Source organism: Corallincola spongiicola, from assembly GCF_004284785.1.
Classification (GTDB): domain Bacteria; phylum Pseudomonadota; class Gammaproteobacteria; order Enterobacterales; family Neiellaceae; genus Corallincola; species Corallincola holothuriorum.
Map to the genome: position 1 here is coordinate 26,461 of NZ_SHLY01000009.1, position 18,383 is coordinate 44,843.

18 protein-coding genes are annotated in these 18,383 nt (G+C 50.7%); all 18 read right to left on the minus strand.

The window, feature by feature from the left end:
* Positions 1–15 precede the first annotated feature (15 nt).
* Positions 16–2,130, minus strand: coding sequence for a flagellar biosynthesis protein FlhA (gene flhA / locus EXY25_RS17755; RefSeq protein WP_114339748.1), 2,115 nt, complete (start codon positions 2,128–2,130; stop codon positions 16–18).
* A gap of 151 nt (positions 2,131–2,281) precedes the next feature.
* Complete coding sequence (gene flhB / locus EXY25_RS17760; RefSeq protein WP_114339749.1) at positions 2,282–3,412, minus strand: flagellar biosynthesis protein FlhB; 1,131 nt, start codon at positions 3,410–3,412, stop codon at positions 2,282–2,284.
* A 9-nt stretch (positions 3,413–3,421) separates the two neighbouring features.
* A complete protein-coding gene (gene fliR, locus EXY25_RS17765) occupies positions 3,422–4,201 on the minus strand; it encodes a flagellar biosynthetic protein FliR (RefSeq protein WP_130567885.1) in 780 nt (259 codons plus the stop codon).
* Complete coding sequence (gene fliQ / locus EXY25_RS17770) at positions 4,201–4,470, minus strand: flagellar biosynthesis protein FliQ (protein WP_114339751.1); 270 nt, start codon at positions 4,468–4,470, stop codon at positions 4,201–4,203. Before fliQ ends, fliR begins: the two co-directional genes overlap by 1 nt.
* 10 nt (positions 4,471–4,480) lie before the next feature.
* Positions 4,481–5,233, minus strand: coding sequence for a flagellar type III secretion system pore protein FliP (fliP, locus tag EXY25_RS17775; protein WP_114339752.1), 753 nt, complete (start codon positions 5,231–5,233; stop codon positions 4,481–4,483).
* Complete coding sequence (gene fliO, locus EXY25_RS17780) at positions 5,230–5,637, minus strand: flagellar biosynthetic protein FliO (RefSeq protein ID WP_114339753.1); 408 nt, start codon at positions 5,635–5,637, stop codon at positions 5,230–5,232. The genes fliP and fliO overlap by 4 nt, the downstream gene beginning before the upstream one ends.
* The gene (gene fliN / locus EXY25_RS17785) at positions 5,634–6,053 is read right to left on the minus strand and encodes a flagellar motor switch protein FliN (RefSeq protein ID WP_114339754.1); all 420 of its coding nucleotides are present in this window, start codon (positions 6,051–6,053) and stop codon (positions 5,634–5,636) included. The genes fliO and fliN overlap by 4 nt, the downstream gene beginning before the upstream one ends.
* Entirely contained in the window at positions 6,053–7,123 is a 1,071-nt protein-coding gene (gene fliM / locus EXY25_RS17790) for a flagellar motor switch protein FliM (RefSeq protein ID WP_130567886.1), read from the minus strand. The genes fliN and fliM overlap by 1 nt, the downstream gene beginning before the upstream one ends.
* 10 nt (positions 7,124–7,133) lie before the next feature.
* Complete coding sequence (fliL, locus tag EXY25_RS17795) at positions 7,134–7,667, minus strand: flagellar basal body-associated protein FliL (RefSeq protein WP_130567887.1); 534 nt, start codon at positions 7,665–7,667, stop codon at positions 7,134–7,136.
* A gap of 81 nt (positions 7,668–7,748) precedes the next feature.
* Positions 7,749–9,446 carry a flagellar hook-length control protein FliK gene (locus tag EXY25_RS17800; protein WP_130567888.1) on the minus strand — a complete coding sequence of 566 codons (1,698 nt, stop codon included), beginning with the start codon at positions 9,444–9,446 and terminating at the stop codon, positions 7,749–7,751.
* 101 nt (positions 9,447–9,547) lie between these two features.
* A complete protein-coding gene (gene fliJ / locus EXY25_RS17805) occupies positions 9,548–10,006 on the minus strand; it encodes a flagellar export protein FliJ (protein ID WP_114339758.1) in 459 nt (152 codons plus the stop codon).
* A 16-nt stretch (positions 10,007–10,022) separates the two neighbouring features.
* Positions 10,023–11,420, minus strand: a complete 1,398-nt coding sequence (gene fliI, locus EXY25_RS17810; RefSeq protein ID WP_130567936.1) for a flagellar protein export ATPase FliI — start codon at positions 11,418–11,420, stop codon at positions 10,023–10,025.
* A complete protein-coding gene (fliH, locus tag EXY25_RS17815) occupies positions 11,401–12,432 on the minus strand; it encodes a flagellar assembly protein FliH (protein WP_130567889.1) in 1,032 nt (343 codons plus the stop codon). The genes fliI and fliH overlap by 20 nt, the downstream gene beginning before the upstream one ends.
* A 27-nt stretch (positions 12,433–12,459) precedes the next feature.
* Positions 12,460–13,512, minus strand: coding sequence for a flagellar motor switch protein FliG (gene fliG / locus EXY25_RS17820; RefSeq protein WP_114339760.1), 1,053 nt, complete (start codon positions 13,510–13,512; stop codon positions 12,460–12,462).
* 20 nt (positions 13,513–13,532) lie between these two features.
* Positions 13,533–15,281, minus strand: coding sequence for a flagellar basal-body MS-ring/collar protein FliF (gene fliF, locus EXY25_RS17825; RefSeq protein ID WP_130567890.1), 1,749 nt, complete (start codon positions 15,279–15,281; stop codon positions 13,533–13,535).
* A gap of 29 nt (positions 15,282–15,310) precedes the next feature.
* Entirely contained in the window at positions 15,311–15,637 is a 327-nt protein-coding gene (gene fliE, locus EXY25_RS17830; protein WP_114339762.1) for a flagellar hook-basal body complex protein FliE, read from the minus strand.
* Between the two features lie 173 nt (positions 15,638–15,810).
* Entirely contained in the window at positions 15,811–17,175 is a 1,365-nt protein-coding gene (locus EXY25_RS17835) for a sigma-54-dependent transcriptional regulator (RefSeq protein ID WP_114339763.1), read from the minus strand.
* Position 17,176: 1 nt separating this feature from the next.
* Positions 17,177–18,376 (minus strand): sensor histidine kinase, encoded by a 1,200-nt coding sequence (locus EXY25_RS17840; RefSeq protein ID WP_233496542.1) that lies wholly within the window; start codon positions 18,374–18,376, stop codon positions 17,177–17,179.
* Positions 18,377–18,383 lie beyond the last annotated feature (7 nt).

An 18,383-nucleotide genomic window follows, 5' to 3' on the forward strand; every position in this document is an offset into this window, starting at 1 on the left:
GTTGCCAGGCAACTTCTACTGTCCGATAGACGAGATAATCTTTATCTGCTTGTCGTCAGGTATCTCCTGATACGACAGCACTCGCAGGCTAGGAATTGTATTCTTCACAAAACGCGATAGCGTTGAGCGAAGGATCCCTGAGGTCAGTAAGATGGCTGGTTGCCCTGCCAATTCTTGCTGCTGGGCTGATTCAATCAAAGCCCCCTGCATCCGCTCGGCCAACCCAGGTTCAATACCTGCACCTTCATTTCCGGCGGCCTGCATAGACTGGTGCAACATCTGTTCCAACTCTGGCGCCAATGTGATAACTGGCATTTCTTCGTCTATCCCATTGATTTCTTGGCAGATCATCCGACGAAGAGAGATTCGACAAGCCGCAGTCAGGACGTCAGGATCTTGACTCTTCATCGCGTACTCTTTTAACGTCTGGATGATGCTACGCATATCTCGCACGGGCACACCTTCATTCAGCAGGTTTTGCAGCACCTTGGCGATATGGCCTAACGGCAACATTTCAGGTACCAAACCTTCAACCAGCTTCGGATAGTTTTTCGCGAGAATATCCAATAGATTCTGCACCTCTTCGTGACCCAGTAAGCTTGCGGCATTGTTGGTCAACACTTGTGACAGATGTGTGGCGACAACCGTTGCCGCGTCAACCACGGTATATCCGAGTGTTTGGGCATGCTCACGCTGATCAGGTGAGATCCAGGTTGCTTCTAGGCCAAAGGCCGGATCTTTTGTGTCGATACCATCGACACGACCAAACACTTGTCCTGGATTGATGGCCATCTCGCAATCATGACGGATCTCCGCTTCCCCGACAGAAACGCCCATCAATGACACGCGATAAGTATTTGGCGGCAGATCTAAATTATCCCGAATATGCACAGCTGGCACGAGGAAGCCAAGTTCTTGACTCAACTTACGACGCACGCCCTTAATACGATTAAGTAACTCACCACCTTGGCCTTTATCCACCAGCGGAATGAGACGATAACCCACTTCCAGACCAATAATATCCACTGGGCGAACATCATCCCAACCCAACTCTTTCGGCGCTGCCGCTGCGGCAGCCGCTTGCTGTTCTGGGCTGGCAGCTTTGGCTGCCGCCTCGGCTTCCGCAAGTGCTGCAGCAGCCCGGCGACGGTGCATCAGGTAAGCCATACCGCCAGCAGCAAACGCCAGTGTTAAGAAAGCCAGGTGAGGCATGCCAGGTACAATACCCATCAGGAACAGTAAGCCAGCGGAGATAATCAGCGCTTTCGGGTTATCAAACATCTGTGACAACACTTGCTGCCCCATGTCAGCCGAGGCGCTTTGACGTGTCACCATAATGGCGGCACCGATAGAGAGGAGCAGCCCAGGGATCTGCGCCACCAAACCGTCACCGATAGTCAGCAGGGTGTAGATCTCTAGCGCTTCAGAAAACGCCAGATCATGCTGCACCATACCGATGATAAAACCGCCGATCACGTTAATAAATAGAATAAGAATACCGGCGACAGCATCACCTTTAACGAACTTACTGGCACCATCCATCGAGCCATAGAAGTCTGCTTCACGGGCAATGTCATCCCGTCGAGTTCTTGCCTGATCCTGACTGATTAAGCCGGCATTCAGGTCGGCATCAATAGCCATCTGTTTGCCGGGCATCGCATCCAAAGTAAAGCGTGCGCTTACTTCTGAAATACGCCCAGCACCTTTAGTGACTACCACAAAGTTAATAATGACCAGAATGGCGAACACCACCAGACCGACGGCGTAGTTACCGCCAATCACCACCGAACCAAACGCCTCAATCACATTACCCGCAGCGTCAGGGCCTTCATGACCACGCAATAACACCACTCGTGTTGAAGCAACGTTCAATGCCAAACGCAGTAAGGTGGTCACCAGAAGTACGGTAGGGAAAGCGGCGAACTCTAATGGCCGCAGCGTATAGATGGTGACTAATAAGACCACCAACGCCAGCGCAATATTAAATGAGAACAGCATATCCAGCAGCAGTGCAGGCATCGGCAACACAACCATGGCCAACGCTGCCAATACAATAATCGGCGCCCCGATCCCTTGGATCTGACGTACCCGTTGAAAATCCAGACTGCCTAATGTTGCTTTAAGATCCATAACTCACTGCGACACAAAATTGACTCTAGGACTGATTCTGCAAGAGTCAGGCCAGCACGAAGTCAATTAAGAGATGAGCGCTAGAATAGAAGAGGAATAAAACAGCACGGAGGAGAAAAAGCGTATTAAGCGATGAATAGAATGACCGACATTAATGCTTTAGCTCATCCGGGATAGGTAACTCTTTTGGCAGAGGCGTCGGCTTTTTCCCGGTGCCCTTCTTGTACTCATTTAACTGGTATACATAAGCGAGCACTTGGGCAACCGCAACGAACAGACCGTCCGGGATCTCCTTGCCCAGCTTCGTGGTGTAGTAAATTGCCCGAGCCAATGGCGGTGCCACCATTATTGGCACCTCTTTTTCACGGGCAATCTCACGGATCTTCATCGCCACCTCGTCATTACCTTTTGCGATAACTCGCGGTGCGCTGACGCCATTCACATCATACTTCAAAGCCACGGAATAGTGCGTCGGGTTAGTCACCACAACGTCCGCTTTCGGCACATCCCCCATCATCCGGCGTTGAGCAATTTCTCGCTGCATCTGACGAACGCGCCCCTTCACTTCCGGACGCCCTTCTACATCTTTCATCTCATCGCGCACCTCTTGCTTGGTCATGCGCAGCTGTTTGGTGTGATTCCAGATCTGAAACGGCACATCGATCGCGACAATAAACAGTAGCGAAAGGCAGAGAATGATAAACATGAACAGCAGCAGCTCTACTGCATGGGCGATGTTGCCAGGAAAAGACTCGACACTGATATGCAGGATCTCTTCGAATTTAAACGACAGCAATAAGAATGCAAACAGGGCAATAAATGCAAATTTCGCCACCGCCTTCAGCAGCTCCACCAGCGCTTGCACCCCAAACATCCGCTTAAAGCCTTTGGCCGGCGACATCTTGCTCAACTTGGGAGCCATCGCTTGACTACTAAAGGTGATCCCCCCCATCAAAATGGAGCCAGCCAGCGTTGCCACGAACAACATGGCAATAAAGCCCCCCATGGGAAACAGCAGTTGCATCAGCGCATCGGGCCAGGCACTCATCATCTGGTTAACGTCATGGCTCTCATCACGATTCAACGTAAACAGACGCTTCATAACCTTAGCGAGCGTTTCGGCCAGCGATTGGCCAAAGATCATCATGCCAAATGCCGATGCCAGCAATACCGCAGCGGTATTAAGCTCCTTAGAGCGAGCAACCTGGCCTTTTTCTCGCGCCTGTTGTAATCGTCGGGGTGTGGGGTCTTCTGTACGTTCCTGATCGGTATCTTCAGCCATACGACGCCTCTAACACGGATCATTAAGCACTTGGCACATCAGGGCGACGCCCCGGTACCATTGCGCTTCAAAGTGGCCAACGAAGTTACCCAAGGTAAGCCAGATAATAAGCAACCCTGACAACATAGTAACGGGAAAGCCGATGGTGAAAATATTCAGCTGTGGTGCCGCCCGGGTCATGACGCCAAATGAGAAGTTAATCAATAACAGCGCAACCAGCGCACTCAACGCCAAAGCTAAGCCGCCGGCAAACACCCAACTCATCCAGCGAGCCACCGCATCAAACTGAGGCGCCTCAATACCATTCGCGCCGACAGGCAAGGTGTGGAAGCTTTCAATGATGATACGAATCATCAACAGGTGGCCATCAATGGCAAAAAACAGCAATGTCGCCAGCATCAGGTAAAACTGACCAATGACCGGCACTGACTGACCGTTACTAGGATCAACCAACGAAGCAAAACCCAAACTGGTTTGCATCCCCACCACCTGACCGGCGACCACAAACGTATGCAGTGTTAACACCGAGATAAAGCCTGTTAAGGTACCAATGAGCACCTGATGCATGGTGACCAGAGCACCTTGAATAGAAAACGGATCAATCGGTGGAGGAGCCGGCAACGCGGGCACGGCAGCCAGTGTCACAGCGACAGACAAACCTAAGCGGATGCGTGTGGATACATTTTTGGTGCCAATGGCTACCATCACCATCAACATGGAGGATATACGCACCAATGGCCAAAGATAACTGGCCATGGTTTCCATGATGATCGACATGGGAAATTCCATCAGCCAATAACCATAGGGATCTCTTTAATCATATTGATGGTGAAGTCCATCAATACGCGCACCAGCCAGTTGGCAAGAAACATCAACGTCAACAGAGTGACTATCAGGCGGGGTAAAAAGCTAAGGGTTTGTTCATTAATCGACGTCGCGGCCTGAAATACCGCCACCACTAAACCAATACCCAAAGAGGGTAAAATAATCGCAGCGACCATGGTCAACACCACAAACAGTGCATCACGGAAGATGTCGACAAACATTTCTGGGCTCATGAGGTACCTCCTAGAGACCGAAACTGGTCGCTAACGTGCCCATCACTAGATTCCATCCATCCACTAACACAAACAACATCAGTTTAAACGGTAGAGAAACAATCATCGGCGACAGCATCATCATACCCATCGCCATCAAAACGCTGGCAACCACCAAATCGATAATCAAAAACGGAATGAATAGCATAAAACCGATCTGAAATGCCGTTTTCAACTCACTGGTAATGAATGCTGGGATTAGCACCGTCATCGGTACATCTTCCGGTGCAGTCACCTGATCTTGAAGGCCAGCGATCTCAACAAAAGTTTCCAGATCTTTAACCCGAGTTTGTCCCAACATAAATTCACGAAATGGCATCTTGGCCTGAGTGAACGCGTCATTCATTGCCAACCTTTCATTCATGTAGGGCTCAACAGCATTGTCATACACCTGATTGAGCACAGGTGACATGATAAAAAATGATAAAAACAGTGAGATACCAACAATGACCTGATTCGAAGGCGTTTGCTGCAACCCCATCGCTTGTCTAAGAATAGCTAGCACCACGGTAATGCGGGTAAAAGAGGTCATCATAATGACAATCGCTGGCAAGAAAGTCAGCATGGTCATTAACGCGAGGATCTGCAGCGTCACCGAATAACTTTGTGAGCCGTCTGCCCCCGTAGTCACAGTCACGGCGGGCAGCGCGGTGCCAATAGGATCCGCGGCGAAAACGTTAGGCGCCAACAACACTAAACTGGTGAGAATGAGCGTCCTTATCATGATTTTTCCGTCTTATTCAAAAATCCACGAAGCTTTTCCTGAAACAGCAACGGCATCGCCTGTGCAGAGTCGGCGGTGTCCAGCGATATAGGCTCGTCAAAGGTATGCAACAGGTTTATCTGTTGTCCGGTGACACCGAGCAGGAGTTGCTTATCACCTAAAGAGACCAATACAACCCGTTCGTTGCGACCCAGCGCTAAGGTGGCAACAACTTTCATTGCACCACGGCCACCAGCGGCACCAATATTAAATCGGCGCAGTAGCCAAGCCAAAATAAGAATAATGGCTAAAACAGTGATCAGAGAAAACAACAATGAGAGCAGTTGTGACGTGGCAACGCCGCCACCAGCACTGGGTTGTGCGACGACAGGCGCTGAAAATAACAGCAAATTAGCGATACTCACTTGAGTTTCTTGATCCGCTCAGTTTGACTAATCACATCCGTTAGACGGATACCAAATTTGTCATTCACCACCACCACCTCACCATGGGCGATGAGGGTACCATTGACCAATACATCCAGAGGCTCACCGGCCACACGATCCAGCTCAACCACCGATCCCTGATTTAACTGCAATAGGTTACGAATGCTTATCTGACTACGCCCCACTTCCATCGAAATGGTAACAGGAATATCCAGAATGGTATCCAGGCGGCGCTTCTCTTCAGCAGTGAGAGAGGTTTCTTCCTCTTCCAGCTCCTCAAATTCCGCGACTTCAGTCGTCGCCGCTACGTCTTCTACCAGACCTGCTTCGGCTGCTTCTTGTTCAGCAAAAGCCGCAGCCCAATCATCAGGGATATCTTCATTATCATCACTCATCAGGGCTCCCCTATGGTTCGTTCGAGTTCTTCTAATTCGGCTTCGCTATCAATGCGAACGCCTTGTCGGGTGACCATCTCCAGATCTGACTTCACAGATTCAGGACGTTTAATCTTTTCGGCGATCTTAAGCGCTAAATTGTCTCTGGAGCGGCCTAACTTGGCGCGATAGGTTGGTAGCTCTTCGACATACACGGTGGCATGCTCCGGCATCTCCACCGGGATCACATCGCCAACCTTGAGATCCATAATCTCTTTTAAACTTAAAACCTTATCCAATAACATTGCATGAAGACCCACCGGCACGTCCATGATCTCATCACGCAACGCCTTAGACCAGCGCATGTCTGTGTCTTCTTTATCACTCTGTACACCGGCATCAAGCAGTTCACGAATAGGCTCAAGCATCGAATAGGGCAAAGCGATGTGGAAGTCACCGCCGCCACCATCCAGTTCGATATGGAACGAGCTCACCACGATCACTTCGGTTGGACTGACGATGTTCGCCATGGCGGGGTTAACTTCTGAATCGAGATACTCAAATTCACTGTCCATCACCGGCGCCCAAGCTTCACGATAATCCTCAAAGATAATCTTCAGCAGCATCTGAATAATACGGCGCTCGGTCGGCGTAAATTCACGACCTTCAATCTTGGCGTGATAACGACCATCACCACCAAAAAAGTTATCCACCAAAATGAAGACCAACCTGGCCTCCATGGTGATAAGGCCGGTACCTTTCAGCGGACGAAAACGCACCATGTTAAGTGATGTAGGTACAAATAGAGTGTGTACATATTCACCAAACTTAATCATCTGTACGCCGTTGATCGACACCTCAGCAGTGCGGCGCATCATATTGAATAAGCTGATCCGCATATGACGGGCAAAGCGTTCATTAACGATCTCCAAGGTCGGCATACGACCCCGAACAATTCGGTCTTGAGAAGAGAAGTCATATTGAGCAGCACCGTCGCCGCCACCATCACTGGCCTCATCCTCTTCGACGTCATCAACACCATGTAACAGCGCATCAATTTCGTCTTGTGATAAAAGATCGCTTACCGCCATAGGACTATGCTCACTGCATCACGAAGCCGGTGAATAACACTTGTTCCACCACTTCCGTACCTTCCAATCCCTGCAGAGCAGACTTAATGTCAGTCAATGCCTGCTCGCGGAGACGCTCTTTTCCTTCCAGCGTGGACAATTCGTCTGCGTTGGCGCCTGAAAAGGTTTTTAACAAGGTGCCTTCAATCATCGGAATATGTTTTTTTGCTAACGATTCGTTATTGCCACCACGTACCAAAAGTTGCACTTTTATCTGTACCAGGCGGTCTCGCCCTTGCCCCGGCACGTTAAAAACAAACGGTCTAGGCAATGCAACATAGAGCGCATTACCTGTCGTTGCGTCTTCACCACTGGCCGCAGGCTGGGCTCCTTCTGCCGCCGGTGCACTCTCATCCGCCACTGGCTGCGCATCATCACCACCAGACAAAAAGTAGAACGCTGCACCAGCGCCAAGGAGGACAACCACCACAGCGATGATGATCAGCATCACCGGCTTCTTTTTACCTTCACTATCGTCGAGCTCTAATTCCAGATCTTCAGCCATAATCGTTCGTTTTTTCAGCGTAATTTATGAGGGATATAACCTGCGAAAAGCTAACATATTTTTGCAGGCGCTCCTATCGGCTCAAGCGAAGTAATCAACCCTACCCTGCGCAATCTGGCGCTGGATCACAGGGATATCAATTTCGGCTTCAAGCATCTCATCCTGTGCTTGCTCCCAAGCTAATGCAGGATCCGACTCCGAATCTTCCATCTGCTGTTGCTGACTTTGTTGCTGCGATACTTCAGTATCACCCAATGCAATCCCCTGCTGCTGCAACAATTCCCTGAGTCTAGGCAAGGTTTGCTCTAGCATCTCTTTCGCTTGCTGGTTTTGCGTCACAATCTGCACCTGAGCCTGCTCATTTTGCACCTGAACTCTGACCATCATCGAGCCTAACTCTGGCGGATCAAGGCGAATTTCAGCGCGGTTCAAGCCACCAGCCACCATCAACATCATACGTTCACGCAGCTGTCCGGCTGCCTGCTCCTGCTGGCGAATATCTACCGCCTGTTGCAGCAAGGTTTGAATGTCGGCGCGTGCTTGCTGTACCGGCGTTTGTTGGCTTGTTTGCTGATGCTGAGGCGTCATTCCAAAATCAATACGTTCAGCCCCCGTCGCCGTTGGGGTTGAAGCAATCGCGGAAACAAGCGGCTCCGCTGCTCTGGCACCCAACTCACTATTCGCCACCGCTTTGGCTATCGGTGCCAGCGCCTGCTCAGCTTCACCATCTAAAGCGGCGTCATCACTGCCACTACTTAGTGCTTCAAACAGTGCATGCTTAGATTCTTCTCCACTTTCGCTACTGGCATCAGTTGCAATTGAAGCGGTCAACCCTGTGGGTGCCCCCTTATTTGCTTTTGCATGCAGTTGATTGAACGCTGTATCGCTAAAAACTGTCGCTGGATTACCATTCGTAGCATTAACGGTTGCAGCTGTCTGAGCTGCAGCAAGCGGAGTCACACTCACCTGCTCATCAGGGTGCTCAGGGGCTAAGAAGCCACCACCATGGCTCAGTGTGTTAGCTGTCGGCTCATCAACTTCAACCTCGCCGTCTTTACTTTGCAGCGCCGCATCAAGCGTTAGCTCCGAAGTGACCCTACCAGCAGTCTCTTGATCCAAATTAGGATCTGAAGCTTCTGCCATAGCCCAATCAACATTGACCGAGGTCTTTATCAGCTCATCGCTGTTCTCTAATAGGCTATCTTCTCCGGGAGGAGCCTCTATTACCTTAGTTGTACTACTGAACAGCGGCTCTTCGTCGGCCACCAACGAATTATCAACCACCTCAGCAACAACATCCGCGTCAGTCACTCGCGGCTGTAATGTTTTCTCTGACCAAGCGAGAAGATCCAACATGTTATCAGGGGAGTCAGGCGCAGTAGGCAGCTCAGGTGCGAACTCTACCAGCACGTTACCATTTTCATCGGTGACAGGTTCAGACTCCGGTGCTAAATCAATACTGTTGTCGGGCTTGACCAACATCTGTTTAACATCAGGCTCGATCTGCCCACTTTCATCGCTAGGTAAACTCAAACCCAGCTTTGCCAGCAAGGCATTCAAGTCACCTTCATCACCCAGTTGCTGTTGCAATGACTCCAGCCAATCGGCACTGATCTCTTCGCCCTCAACCATCGCTTGATTGAAGGCGGCAAGGGTTTGCTGCAAGGTATCAGAGAATTGCGCGCCATCGCCGTCCCCCTCCACTTGCGCAGAGAAAAGACCACCAAACAGACCCGCTTCTTGCTCACTCAGCCCATTAGTCATCTGCACCGAAGCCATGCTCACCTCTTAGGTGCGGCAATTATTGCCGCTTTTGCCATTCTATTTATCCAGATACAAGTACTAAGCAAATCTCATTCCAAAACGAAAAAATGGAGCACTTAGCTATTACGGGCGCTCATCAGACGCCGCACAAGCTGTTGTGAAGAGAACTCATCGGCTTGTTTCTGCTCTAGGCGGCTCTCTTTCAATGCCTTGGCCGCTTTGCTTTTTTCGATCAACAGATCGATAGCGTTACGTTTTTGTCGGCTGCGATCCCATTGCGCTTTGCGCTCTATTTGCGCTCGTCTTGCTTCGGAGATCTTTTGTTGCTGCCCCACGATCACACCATCCAATCGTTCTAAAAACTGCTGGAATTGGATATAAACTGCCGAGCCCATGCCGCCATTGCCACGCGACCTAAGCTGATGCAGATAATCAAAGCGATACTGTTGCAATAGTGTCTCCTGCTGCTCTTCTGCCATCACACGATCTGCCGCTTGCTTCAATAATCTAGCCGCTTGTTGCTCCTCCTCCTCGGCTAGTTTAGCCACCAACAAGAGCTGCTCTATCTTCGCCATCTCGCTCTCCTAGTGGTTACATCATGCCTTGTTGCGGTGGCATGCCTTGCGCGGCATTTTGTTGGCTCTGCTGCACACTCTGCATCAACACCTGCTGCAGTGCTTGCAGGCAGCCATCATAAGGTTTGGTATCTTTCATGCCCTGCTGTAAGAAGTCATTTATCACTGGCATCATTTTGATCGACAGATCAACTTCGGGATCACTACCACGGGCATAAGCACCAATAGAGATAAGATCGCGATTACGTTGATAAGTGGCATAGATCTGCTTCAGGCGGCGCGCCAGTAGCTGGTGCTGTTCACTGGTCACCATTGGCATCACCCGGCTGATCGACTTCTCAATATCAATCGCGGGATAATGTCCTTCGTCAGCCAGCTCACGGGACAACACGATGTGACCGTCAAGAATGGCTCGAGCAGCATCGGCGATAGGATCTTGCAAATCATCCCCTTCCACCAACACAGTGTAAAAGGCAGTAATAGAGCCTTGCCCTTCGCCACCATTCCCGGCACGCTCCACCAGCTGGGGTAACTTGGCAAACACTGATGGCGGGTAGCCTTTGGTGGCAGGCGGCTCACCAACCGCCAGTGCGATCTCTCGTTGTGCTTGGGCAAAACGGGTCAATGAATCCATTAACAACAAAACATTGAGCCCTTGATCGCGGAAATACTCGGCAATAGAGACCGCCGTTTCACAACCTTTGAGACGCATCAATGGCGAAGCATCAGCCGGAGCTGCAACGACGACGGCGCGGCGTCGTCCCTCATCGCCCAAAATATCATCAATAAACTCTTTAACTTCTCGGCCACGCTCACCAATCAGACCAACGACAATGACATCTGCGGTGGTACCGCGGGTCATCATCCCTAACAAGACACTTTTACCCACCCCGGAACCGGCAAATAGCCCCATACGCTGCCCTTCACCTATCGTCAGCGCGCTGTTAATTGCCGTCACGCCAACATCCAGAGGCTTCTCTATAGAGCGGCGTAACATTGGATTAATTGGTTCAGCTTTTACTGAGGCGCGTTCATTAGTGATCAGGGGGCCACGACCGTCAATGGGATGACCATTGCCATCAACCACACGTCCTAATAGCTCCATACCGACGGGGATACCATACTCGCTAGAAGTCGGAGTGACTTTGGCACCAGGCACCACCCCTTTAACTTCGCCACTGGGCATCAGATAAAGGATCTCACCAGCAAAGCCGACCACTTCGGCTTCGATCTCCCCCTCCAGGGTTTCAACTTTACAACGACTACCAATTGGCGCTCGGCAGCCCACCGCTTCAAAGGTGAGCCCAACCACACGGGTCAACATGCCAGACACGACCGGTTTAGGCACTCGAATAGATTTACGGTAGTGATTGAACTGAGAAACCAGCGCAGCGCTATTTCTGAGGTTGTGCATCACTGTCATCCTCATCTGCTGGCAGTTGTTCAGCAGACGGTTCGTCGACCTGCGCTGCGCTTGCAACATTCTCTGCCGCATCGTCAGCTCTTGGTTCAATCGACTCAGGCATCGCAGGCGTATCAACTAAACTGTCGTCATGACTCTGTTCAATTTCAGCTTCGCTCTGCTCACGCGGAGAGTCAGCCATACCGACACTTTCCGGCACCAGCACTTTTGCATCATCCAGCGTTACCGCGGGCACACTCTGATGCAGGAATCTCTCCATTAACTCTTTCACCCGCTGCTTAAGTGACACGCTGACATAAGATTGTTCAGAGGTGATTTGGCAGTCACCACGATTAAGCGTTGGGTCCGGCGACACAAGCCAACCACGCTCGGAGAGCATCTCTTCCGTGAACGATTGCTCTACAAGCGCGACGTCGTCGGGATTCAAACTGATAGATAGTTTTCGTGCAGACAATGGCAAGGCATGGGTCGCCTCGCGTAGCACTTTTAGGATCACTTCAGGATTCGTGTCAATTTCACAGCGGATCACCTCTTCCGCCAATTCCACAACTAAACCAACCAAGCTTTGCTCGACTTCACTATCCACGTGCATAAGCGGTTTTTCTAACTGCCGAGCCAACGCCGACCAAACTTGCGCGCGCTCTTCGATGATTGCTGCACCGGCCGCTTCACCTTCTCGCTGGCCATTTACCAGCCCTTCGCTGTGACCTTTTTCTAAACCCTCTTTGTGACCCGCTTCATAGCCTTTTGCATGCCCCTCTTCATGGCCTTGCAACATCCCCTCTTCATAGGCCGCTTTACGAATAAGCTCTAGCTCTTCTGCGGTCAGAACCGGGATCTCTTCCTCTTCCTCAACGATAACTTCGTGATTTTCGCCCGGTTTAAGGCCTAATGCATTGGTGGGCAACGCTTCATAATCAACCTCTTCGGTGACATCAGGCATTGCCCAAGGATCGACGGTATCGTCTCCCTCTCGAGGAGGTTTAATATAGCGTTGGCTCATCCGCTTACGCTCCCAAGCTGTGCCGAATTAGAGGAACTCTTCACCGCCACCAGCGCCTCCCAACATGATTTCACCCGAGTCAGCCAGACGACGGGCAATGGAGAGGATCTCTTTCTGCGCCGCTTCAACCTCACTGATCCGCACTGGTCCCATCGCTTCAAGGTCATCTTTAAGCATTTCCGCAGCACGCTTGGACATGTTGTCATAAACTTTATTTTTCAGCGTATCATCTGCACCTTTCAGCGCTTTCAGCAGCTGCTCTTGTGGCACCTCGCGCAACAGCGCCTGAATACCACGATCATCGACATCAACCAGATTCTCAAACACAAACATCAGATCCTGGATCTGTTGTGCCATCTCTTCGTCATTTTCACGAATTGAATCCATCAACTGCCCCTCAATATTGGTATCGAGGTAGTTCATGATGTTGGCAGCCGCTTTCAGGCCACCCATTTTCGCCGCTTGCGCGCCAGACTGACCAGCAAATTGTTTCTCCATGATCTCATTCAACTCTTGCAAGGCGGCCGGTTGCACCTCTTCAAGGTTGGCAATACGCATGGTGAGATCAAGACGAACCTTTTCCGGAAACTGGTTAAGAATTTCTGCCGATTGCTCAGGCTCTAGGTAGGACAACACAATAGTTTGAATTTGCGGGTGTTCATTGAGAATGATATTCGCCACCTGACGGGCATCCATCCATTTCAATGAATCCAGGCCTTTGGCACCGCCACCCATAATGATCTGATCAATCAGGTTTCCGGCTTTGTCTTCACCCAATGCCTGGGTTAAGGCATTACGCACAAACTCTTCACTATCTAAGCCGATGCTCGAGTACTTCTGAATATCGTCGAGAAACAGGTTGTGGACCGCGCTAATCTTGTCTTGCGAAAAGTCCTGCATGCCTGCCATCGCCATCCCCACTTTCTGTACCTGCTTAGGCTCTAAGTGGCGGAGGATCTGCGCGGCGTCTTCCTCGGTTAAGCTCAATAGCAATATCGCAACCTTATCGAACGCAGCAATCGAATCAACATCGAACTCCTGGCTGCCAGCGGCTTCGTCTTTTGCGTTTTCTTCTGCCATTACCCTTTCCTCAACCGCGCTTACTTTTTATTTGCTTCTTGTTCAAGCCAGCCTTTCACTACCTGTACAGATAGATCAGGTTCATTAGCCACCAGTGCCCGCACTGCTTTGAGGACATCTTCCTCTTTATGTAGATCAGGCAACTGTACTTTGCCACCAACAATACTGCCGATCAGCTCTTCATTTACTTCACTGTCTAGCTCGTTTTCAGCAGCCAGCAGCCCACCTTCAATTCCTCTGGATACCGCACCTTCAAGCAGCGATCTGTCTTCGTCAGCCACACCGTCATCAGAAGCGGTCAGCTTACGGATCATCGGACGAACCACCATCAATACTAGGATCAAGACAATAATGATGCCCATCACCAGTCGCATCGCTTTCCAGAACCACGGTTGTTCAATGATCGGCACTTCAATCTCAACCATATCATCGGAGCGAACAAATGGGATGGTGACAACTTCTAACGAGTCACCACGCTGCACATCAAAGCCCACTCCACCTTGCAATAAGCGACGTAAATTGGCTAACTCCTGCTGCGCTCGCGGCACCAAATCAATACCACTACCATCGGCATTCGCTACTGACTTATAGTTGACGGCCACTGAAACACTGACTCTTCTTACCACACCCACCTGCTGTCGGGTATGGCTCAAGGTGGTATCTAATTCATAATTGCGAGTGGCTTCACGGTGGCTTCTTCCAGGAGCTGCGCCACCGGCAGGGCCACCACCGATCGCTTCTTCCGGGATCTCTGCGGCCACAGGCGGTTGATTAGTCAATGCGCCTGGGATACCACCCAAAACACCACCGACGGAGTTATCTTCAACAGTCATTTCACTGCGTAATGCTGGCAAGTCAGGATTATAGCGGCGCTGGGTTTGCTCAACCGTGGTGAAATCCATACTGACATCGACCTGAGCGGTGTAATTACCTAAGCCGACGACAGGAATCAGAATAGAATCAATTTTGTTCATGTACTCAGCTTCACGCTGACGCTCAAGATCATACTCTTTGCGCGAACGTGCTGAGCTGGCATCTTGACTACCTGAATTAAGTAAGCGGCCACTCTGGTCTGTCACTGTCACCCGCGTCGGTTCCATGCCATTGACCGCAGAAGAAACAATATCAACCACAGAGTCGATCTCTTCGCGACTCAGCGCTGAGCCACGGCCAATAGTCAGCACGACTGTGGCACTGGGGCTTTTCTCACGACGGGCAAATACCGATTGCTGGGGAATGGCGAGCAGTACACGTGCTTTTTTAACATTACGCAGATCCTCTAAGGTGCGTGCGATCTGCTGTTCACGGCTGTGCTTTAGGCGCTCTCGCTCCAGTCGCTGACTCACACCAAAACCCATATCCTGCATCAAGATATCGGTACCGTTCTCAGGAGTTGCTTCCAGCCCGGCACGAGCCAACTTGAGTTTGATATCCTGATACTCCTCTGCCGGAATAGACAACACATCACGCTCAAGTTTATAAGTGATCTTATTTTGATCGAAGAAGTCGAGTGTTTGCAGCAGTTCGTCACTTTCCATTTGCGGCAAAGGACGCATCTCTGGCTCTTGTGCCCAAATAAGCACAAACACGGCAAGAGCCAAACAGATTGCCAAGGCGAGAATAATTGTAATTTGGCGCAGAACATCGACATTGCCAATATGGGCCAATACTGAAGATTTTTTCTCTCCACTGTCGACCTGCGCGTCTTTACTCATCTCGCCGCCTGCGGCGGGAACCATCAATTCTGTATTTTGCGTTGCTTCAGCCACGACTCAACTCTCCGTCTAAAATACGCCGATTAAACCGGCATATTCATGATCTCTTTGTAAGCCTCAACCAGCTTGTTTCTAACCTGAACAGTCGCCTGAAATGCAACGCTCGATTTTTGTGAAGCGATCATCACGTCACCTAAACTGACATTGCGATCGCCCATCTCGAATGCTGTTCTCAACTGACCCGCCTGAGATTGCACATCATTGACACCATCAATGGCATTCTGAAGTAGGCCACCAAACTTGTCTCCGGCAGAATTTACAGGGACAGCATCAGGTCGCATCTCTGGAGCCTGAGCCTGGCGCATCATCGCCTGCATTTCGCTGTATAGATCGTTGGCTTTCACTTGCATTTGAATGCTCCTGACGCCTGAGCGTCAAAAATTTCACATATAGCAGAGTAACTGCAAGGAGCCTGCCAACACGTTAAACAAATGCATAAAGGGAGGAGTATTACGAGGGTCGTTAATACCTAACAAATTGAAAAGGCAGGTATTTAACCTGCCTTATATTTGTAGATAAAAAGTTAAGCGGGCAACTCGATACCCAGATCGCGCATCCTTGCCAGCTTATATCTGAGGGTACGGGGGCTGATCCCTAGCTTTTCCGCGACATCTTTTCGACGCCCTTGGCACGATTCCAATGTCTGCAGAATAATCTGATTCTCTTGCACCTTAAGCTCACCGCCCAACCCCTCAGCATCATCCATGGCCACTTCTGGCTCTGCGCTATGAACTGCCGTGGGTGTATGCAGTTGAACCGTAATCTCATCTTCAATGATCAGATCGTCTGCATCGACCTTACCAGCAGATTGCAGAATCAACGCACGTTGGATCACGTTATCCAATTCACGCACATTACCCGGCCACGCATGATGTTGCAGGCGATGTTTAGCCGCCGCAGTCAATGTAGGGATCTCTGAGCCAGAAACCTGACTATGACGAGCCAGCAGATGCTCCGCTAATGGAATAATGTCACCAGGACGCTGGGACAGTGGCTTCCAGGTCAACGGAAATACGTTTAATCGGTAATAGAGATCTTCACGAAACTGACCATCACTCACGGTTTGCTTCAGTTCGCGGTTACTGGTTGCTAACACCCGCACATTCAACTTGACGGTTTTGCGGCTGCCTAAGCGCTCAACTTCCCGCTCTTGCAGTACGCGCAAAAGTTTAGCCTGCAAACCAAGATCCATCTCAGTGATCTCATCAAGTAAAATTGTACCGTTCTGTGCTTGCTCAAATTTTCCGGGGCATGCCTGCAACGCGCCGGTGAATGCGCCCTTTTCATAACCAAACAGTGTCGCTTCCAGCATATTTTCCGGGATCGCCGCACAGTTAATGGCAATGAAGGGACCATCCGCGCGCGGCGAATTATCGTGAATATAGCGCGCCAACACTTCCTTACCTGAGCCACTGGGCCCAAGTACCATGACATTCGCTTCCGACGCAGCCACTTTGGCCGCCAGCTTTAGTAAAGCTTCACTTTGCGGATCGCCCACAACTGGTGAGTAGCGTTCATTGCCGTCAGTTGGCGCGTACCGACTAACCAGGTTGAGTAATACTTCTGGAGCAAACGGCTTCGCCAGATAATCATTAGCCCCTTCCCGCATGGCTGCCACAGCCGCATCGACGGTGGCGTAAGCTGTCATCATCAGCACGGGCAGTTGCGGCAGTTTACTGCGAATAGACCGCAACAACTGTAGCCCACTCATCCCCGGCATCTGCACATCACTGACGACAATATCAAACTTGCCACGGGACAGTTGTAACAGCGCAGCCTCGCCGCAATCGACTTCAGTTACCTGATACCCGGAAATCATCAGGGTATCCACTAAGGCTTCACGCAAGCCGGCGTCATCTTCAACGACGAGCACTTTGGTATCGGCCATCTTAACCTCCCCACGCCTCTTTTAGTGGCACTTCAGCGCTAAGCTCATCTTCATTACGTATGGGAATGAGCAGCTGCACACATGTACCCTGACCCTCGCCGGAGACAAGGCTCACCGAGCCTTTATGCGCCGACGCCACCGCTTGAACCACGGCAAGGCCTAAACCTGTTCCTTGACTGCGGCTGGTAAAAAACGGTTCTAATACTTTCTTCTGCATCGCCTCAGGGATCCCTTTGCCGTTATCCCGGATCTCGATTGCGACCATCTGCTGCTGACGTTTCGCAGAGACATGAATATTGGTCGCTGATGCTTGTAAACTGTTGTGCACTAGATTGCTGATGGCGCTGGCCAGACTACTGGCGTTACCTAGAATCTCGATATCTGGCTCAGGCAACTCAATCTGCAACTGACTGCGACTTTTACTAACCATGGCTTCGACCCGCGACTGCAGATCGGACAAAAGCTGTTTCATGGAGAGTGGTGTAGCGGCGATCTGACTGTCGCTGCGGGCAAACAGCAGCATATCGTTCACCTGCTGCTCTAAGTCTTGTAAGCGTGCCAAAAGCTTAAGGTGAAACGCTCCACGATTTTCTGTTGTGAGGGTGTTATTACCTAAATTTGCCGCGTACAGCATGGCAGCGCTAAGTGGCGTTCTCACTTGATGAGCCAATGACGCCACCATTTTTCCAAGCGCCGACAAACGCTGCAAATGACTGATCCGATTTTGTAGTTCACGGGTTTCGGTTAGATCCGTCATCAAAATCAACTGACCAGGCTCAGGCGATAATGCAGTCAACGCCAACTTCACTCGCCGACCACTGGCCAGAGAGATCTCATGACCATCATCAGCCTGTGGCGAAAACGCCCGAGAGATAATGTGTCGCCATGGCTGACCGATCAGCGGCTCACCCAGCATCTCGAGTGCAATAGGGTTGGCTTCACGCACGATGCCGTTACCATCCAATACCACAATCCCAGCAGGCAGGATCTCCATCAGGTGCTGCATACGACTGGCGTTATTCTGCACCCCGGTCGACGATACCTCGGCGTGAAGGCTCTGTTCATTCAACTGGCGCTTTGCCATCTCACCCATCACTACAGATTCAGATCTGAGTGGCACCTTCTCGGTAGCGAGAAGCTGGGGAGGAAACTGTCCATTGCTGGACTTGGCTTGATCGGCAACATTGCTCGACTGTGTCATCTCTATG

Bases quoted from the DNA above. Each gene is read 5' to 3' on its own strand.
- fliI (WP_130567936.1), bottom strand. From the start codon at position 11,420: ATGCACAACCTCAGAAATAGCGCTGCGCTGGTTTCTCAGTTCAATCAC.
- EXY25_RS17840 (WP_233496542.1), bottom strand. From the start codon at position 18,376: ATGACACAGTCGAGCAATGTTGCCGATCAAGCCAAGTCCAGCAATGGA.
- fliL (WP_130567887.1), bottom strand. From the start codon at position 7,667: ATGGCTGAAGATCTGGAATTAGAGCTCGACGATAGTGAAGGTAAAAAG.
- fliQ (WP_114339751.1), bottom strand. From the start codon at position 4,470: ATGAGCCCAGAAATGTTTGTCGACATCTTCCGTGATGCACTGTTTGTG.
- flhB (WP_114339749.1), bottom strand. From the start codon at position 3,412: ATGGCTGAAGATACCGATCAGGAACGTACAGAAGACCCCACACCCCGA.
- fliG (WP_114339760.1), bottom strand. From the start codon at position 13,512: ATGGCAGAAGAAAACGCAAAAGACGAAGCCGCTGGCAGCCAGGAGTTC.
- fliJ (WP_114339758.1), bottom strand. From the start codon at position 10,006: ATGGCGAAGATAGAGCAGCTCTTGTTGGTGGCTAAACTAGCCGAGGAG.
- EXY25_RS17835 (WP_114339763.1), bottom strand. From the start codon at position 17,175: ATGGCCGATACCAAAGTGCTCGTCGTTGAAGATGACGCCGGCTTGCGT.
- fliM (WP_130567886.1), bottom strand. From the start codon at position 7,123: ATGGCGGTAAGCGATCTTTTATCACAAGACGAAATTGATGCGCTGTTA.
- fliE (WP_114339762.1), bottom strand. From the start codon at position 15,637: ATGCAAGTGAAAGCCAACGATCTATACAGCGAAATGCAGGCGATGATG.
- fliR (WP_130567885.1), bottom strand. From the start codon at position 4,201: ATGGAATTTCCCATGTCGATCATCATGGAAACCATGGCCAGTTATCTT.
- fliP (WP_114339752.1), bottom strand. From the start codon at position 5,233: ATGATAAGGACGCTCATTCTCACCAGTTTAGTGTTGTTGGCGCCTAAC.
- fliN (WP_114339754.1), bottom strand. From the start codon at position 6,053: ATGAGTGATGATAATGAAGATATCCCTGATGATTGGGCTGCGGCTTTT.
- flhA (WP_114339748.1), bottom strand. From the start codon at position 2,130: ATGGATCTTAAAGCAACATTAGGCAGTCTGGATTTTCAACGGGTACGT.
- fliH (WP_130567889.1), bottom strand. From the start codon at position 12,432: ATGAGCCAACGCTATATTAAACCTCCTCGAGAGGGAGACGATACCGTC.
- EXY25_RS17800 (WP_130567888.1), bottom strand. From the start codon at position 9,446: ATGGCTTCGGTGCAGATGACTAATGGGCTGAGTGAGCAAGAAGCGGGT.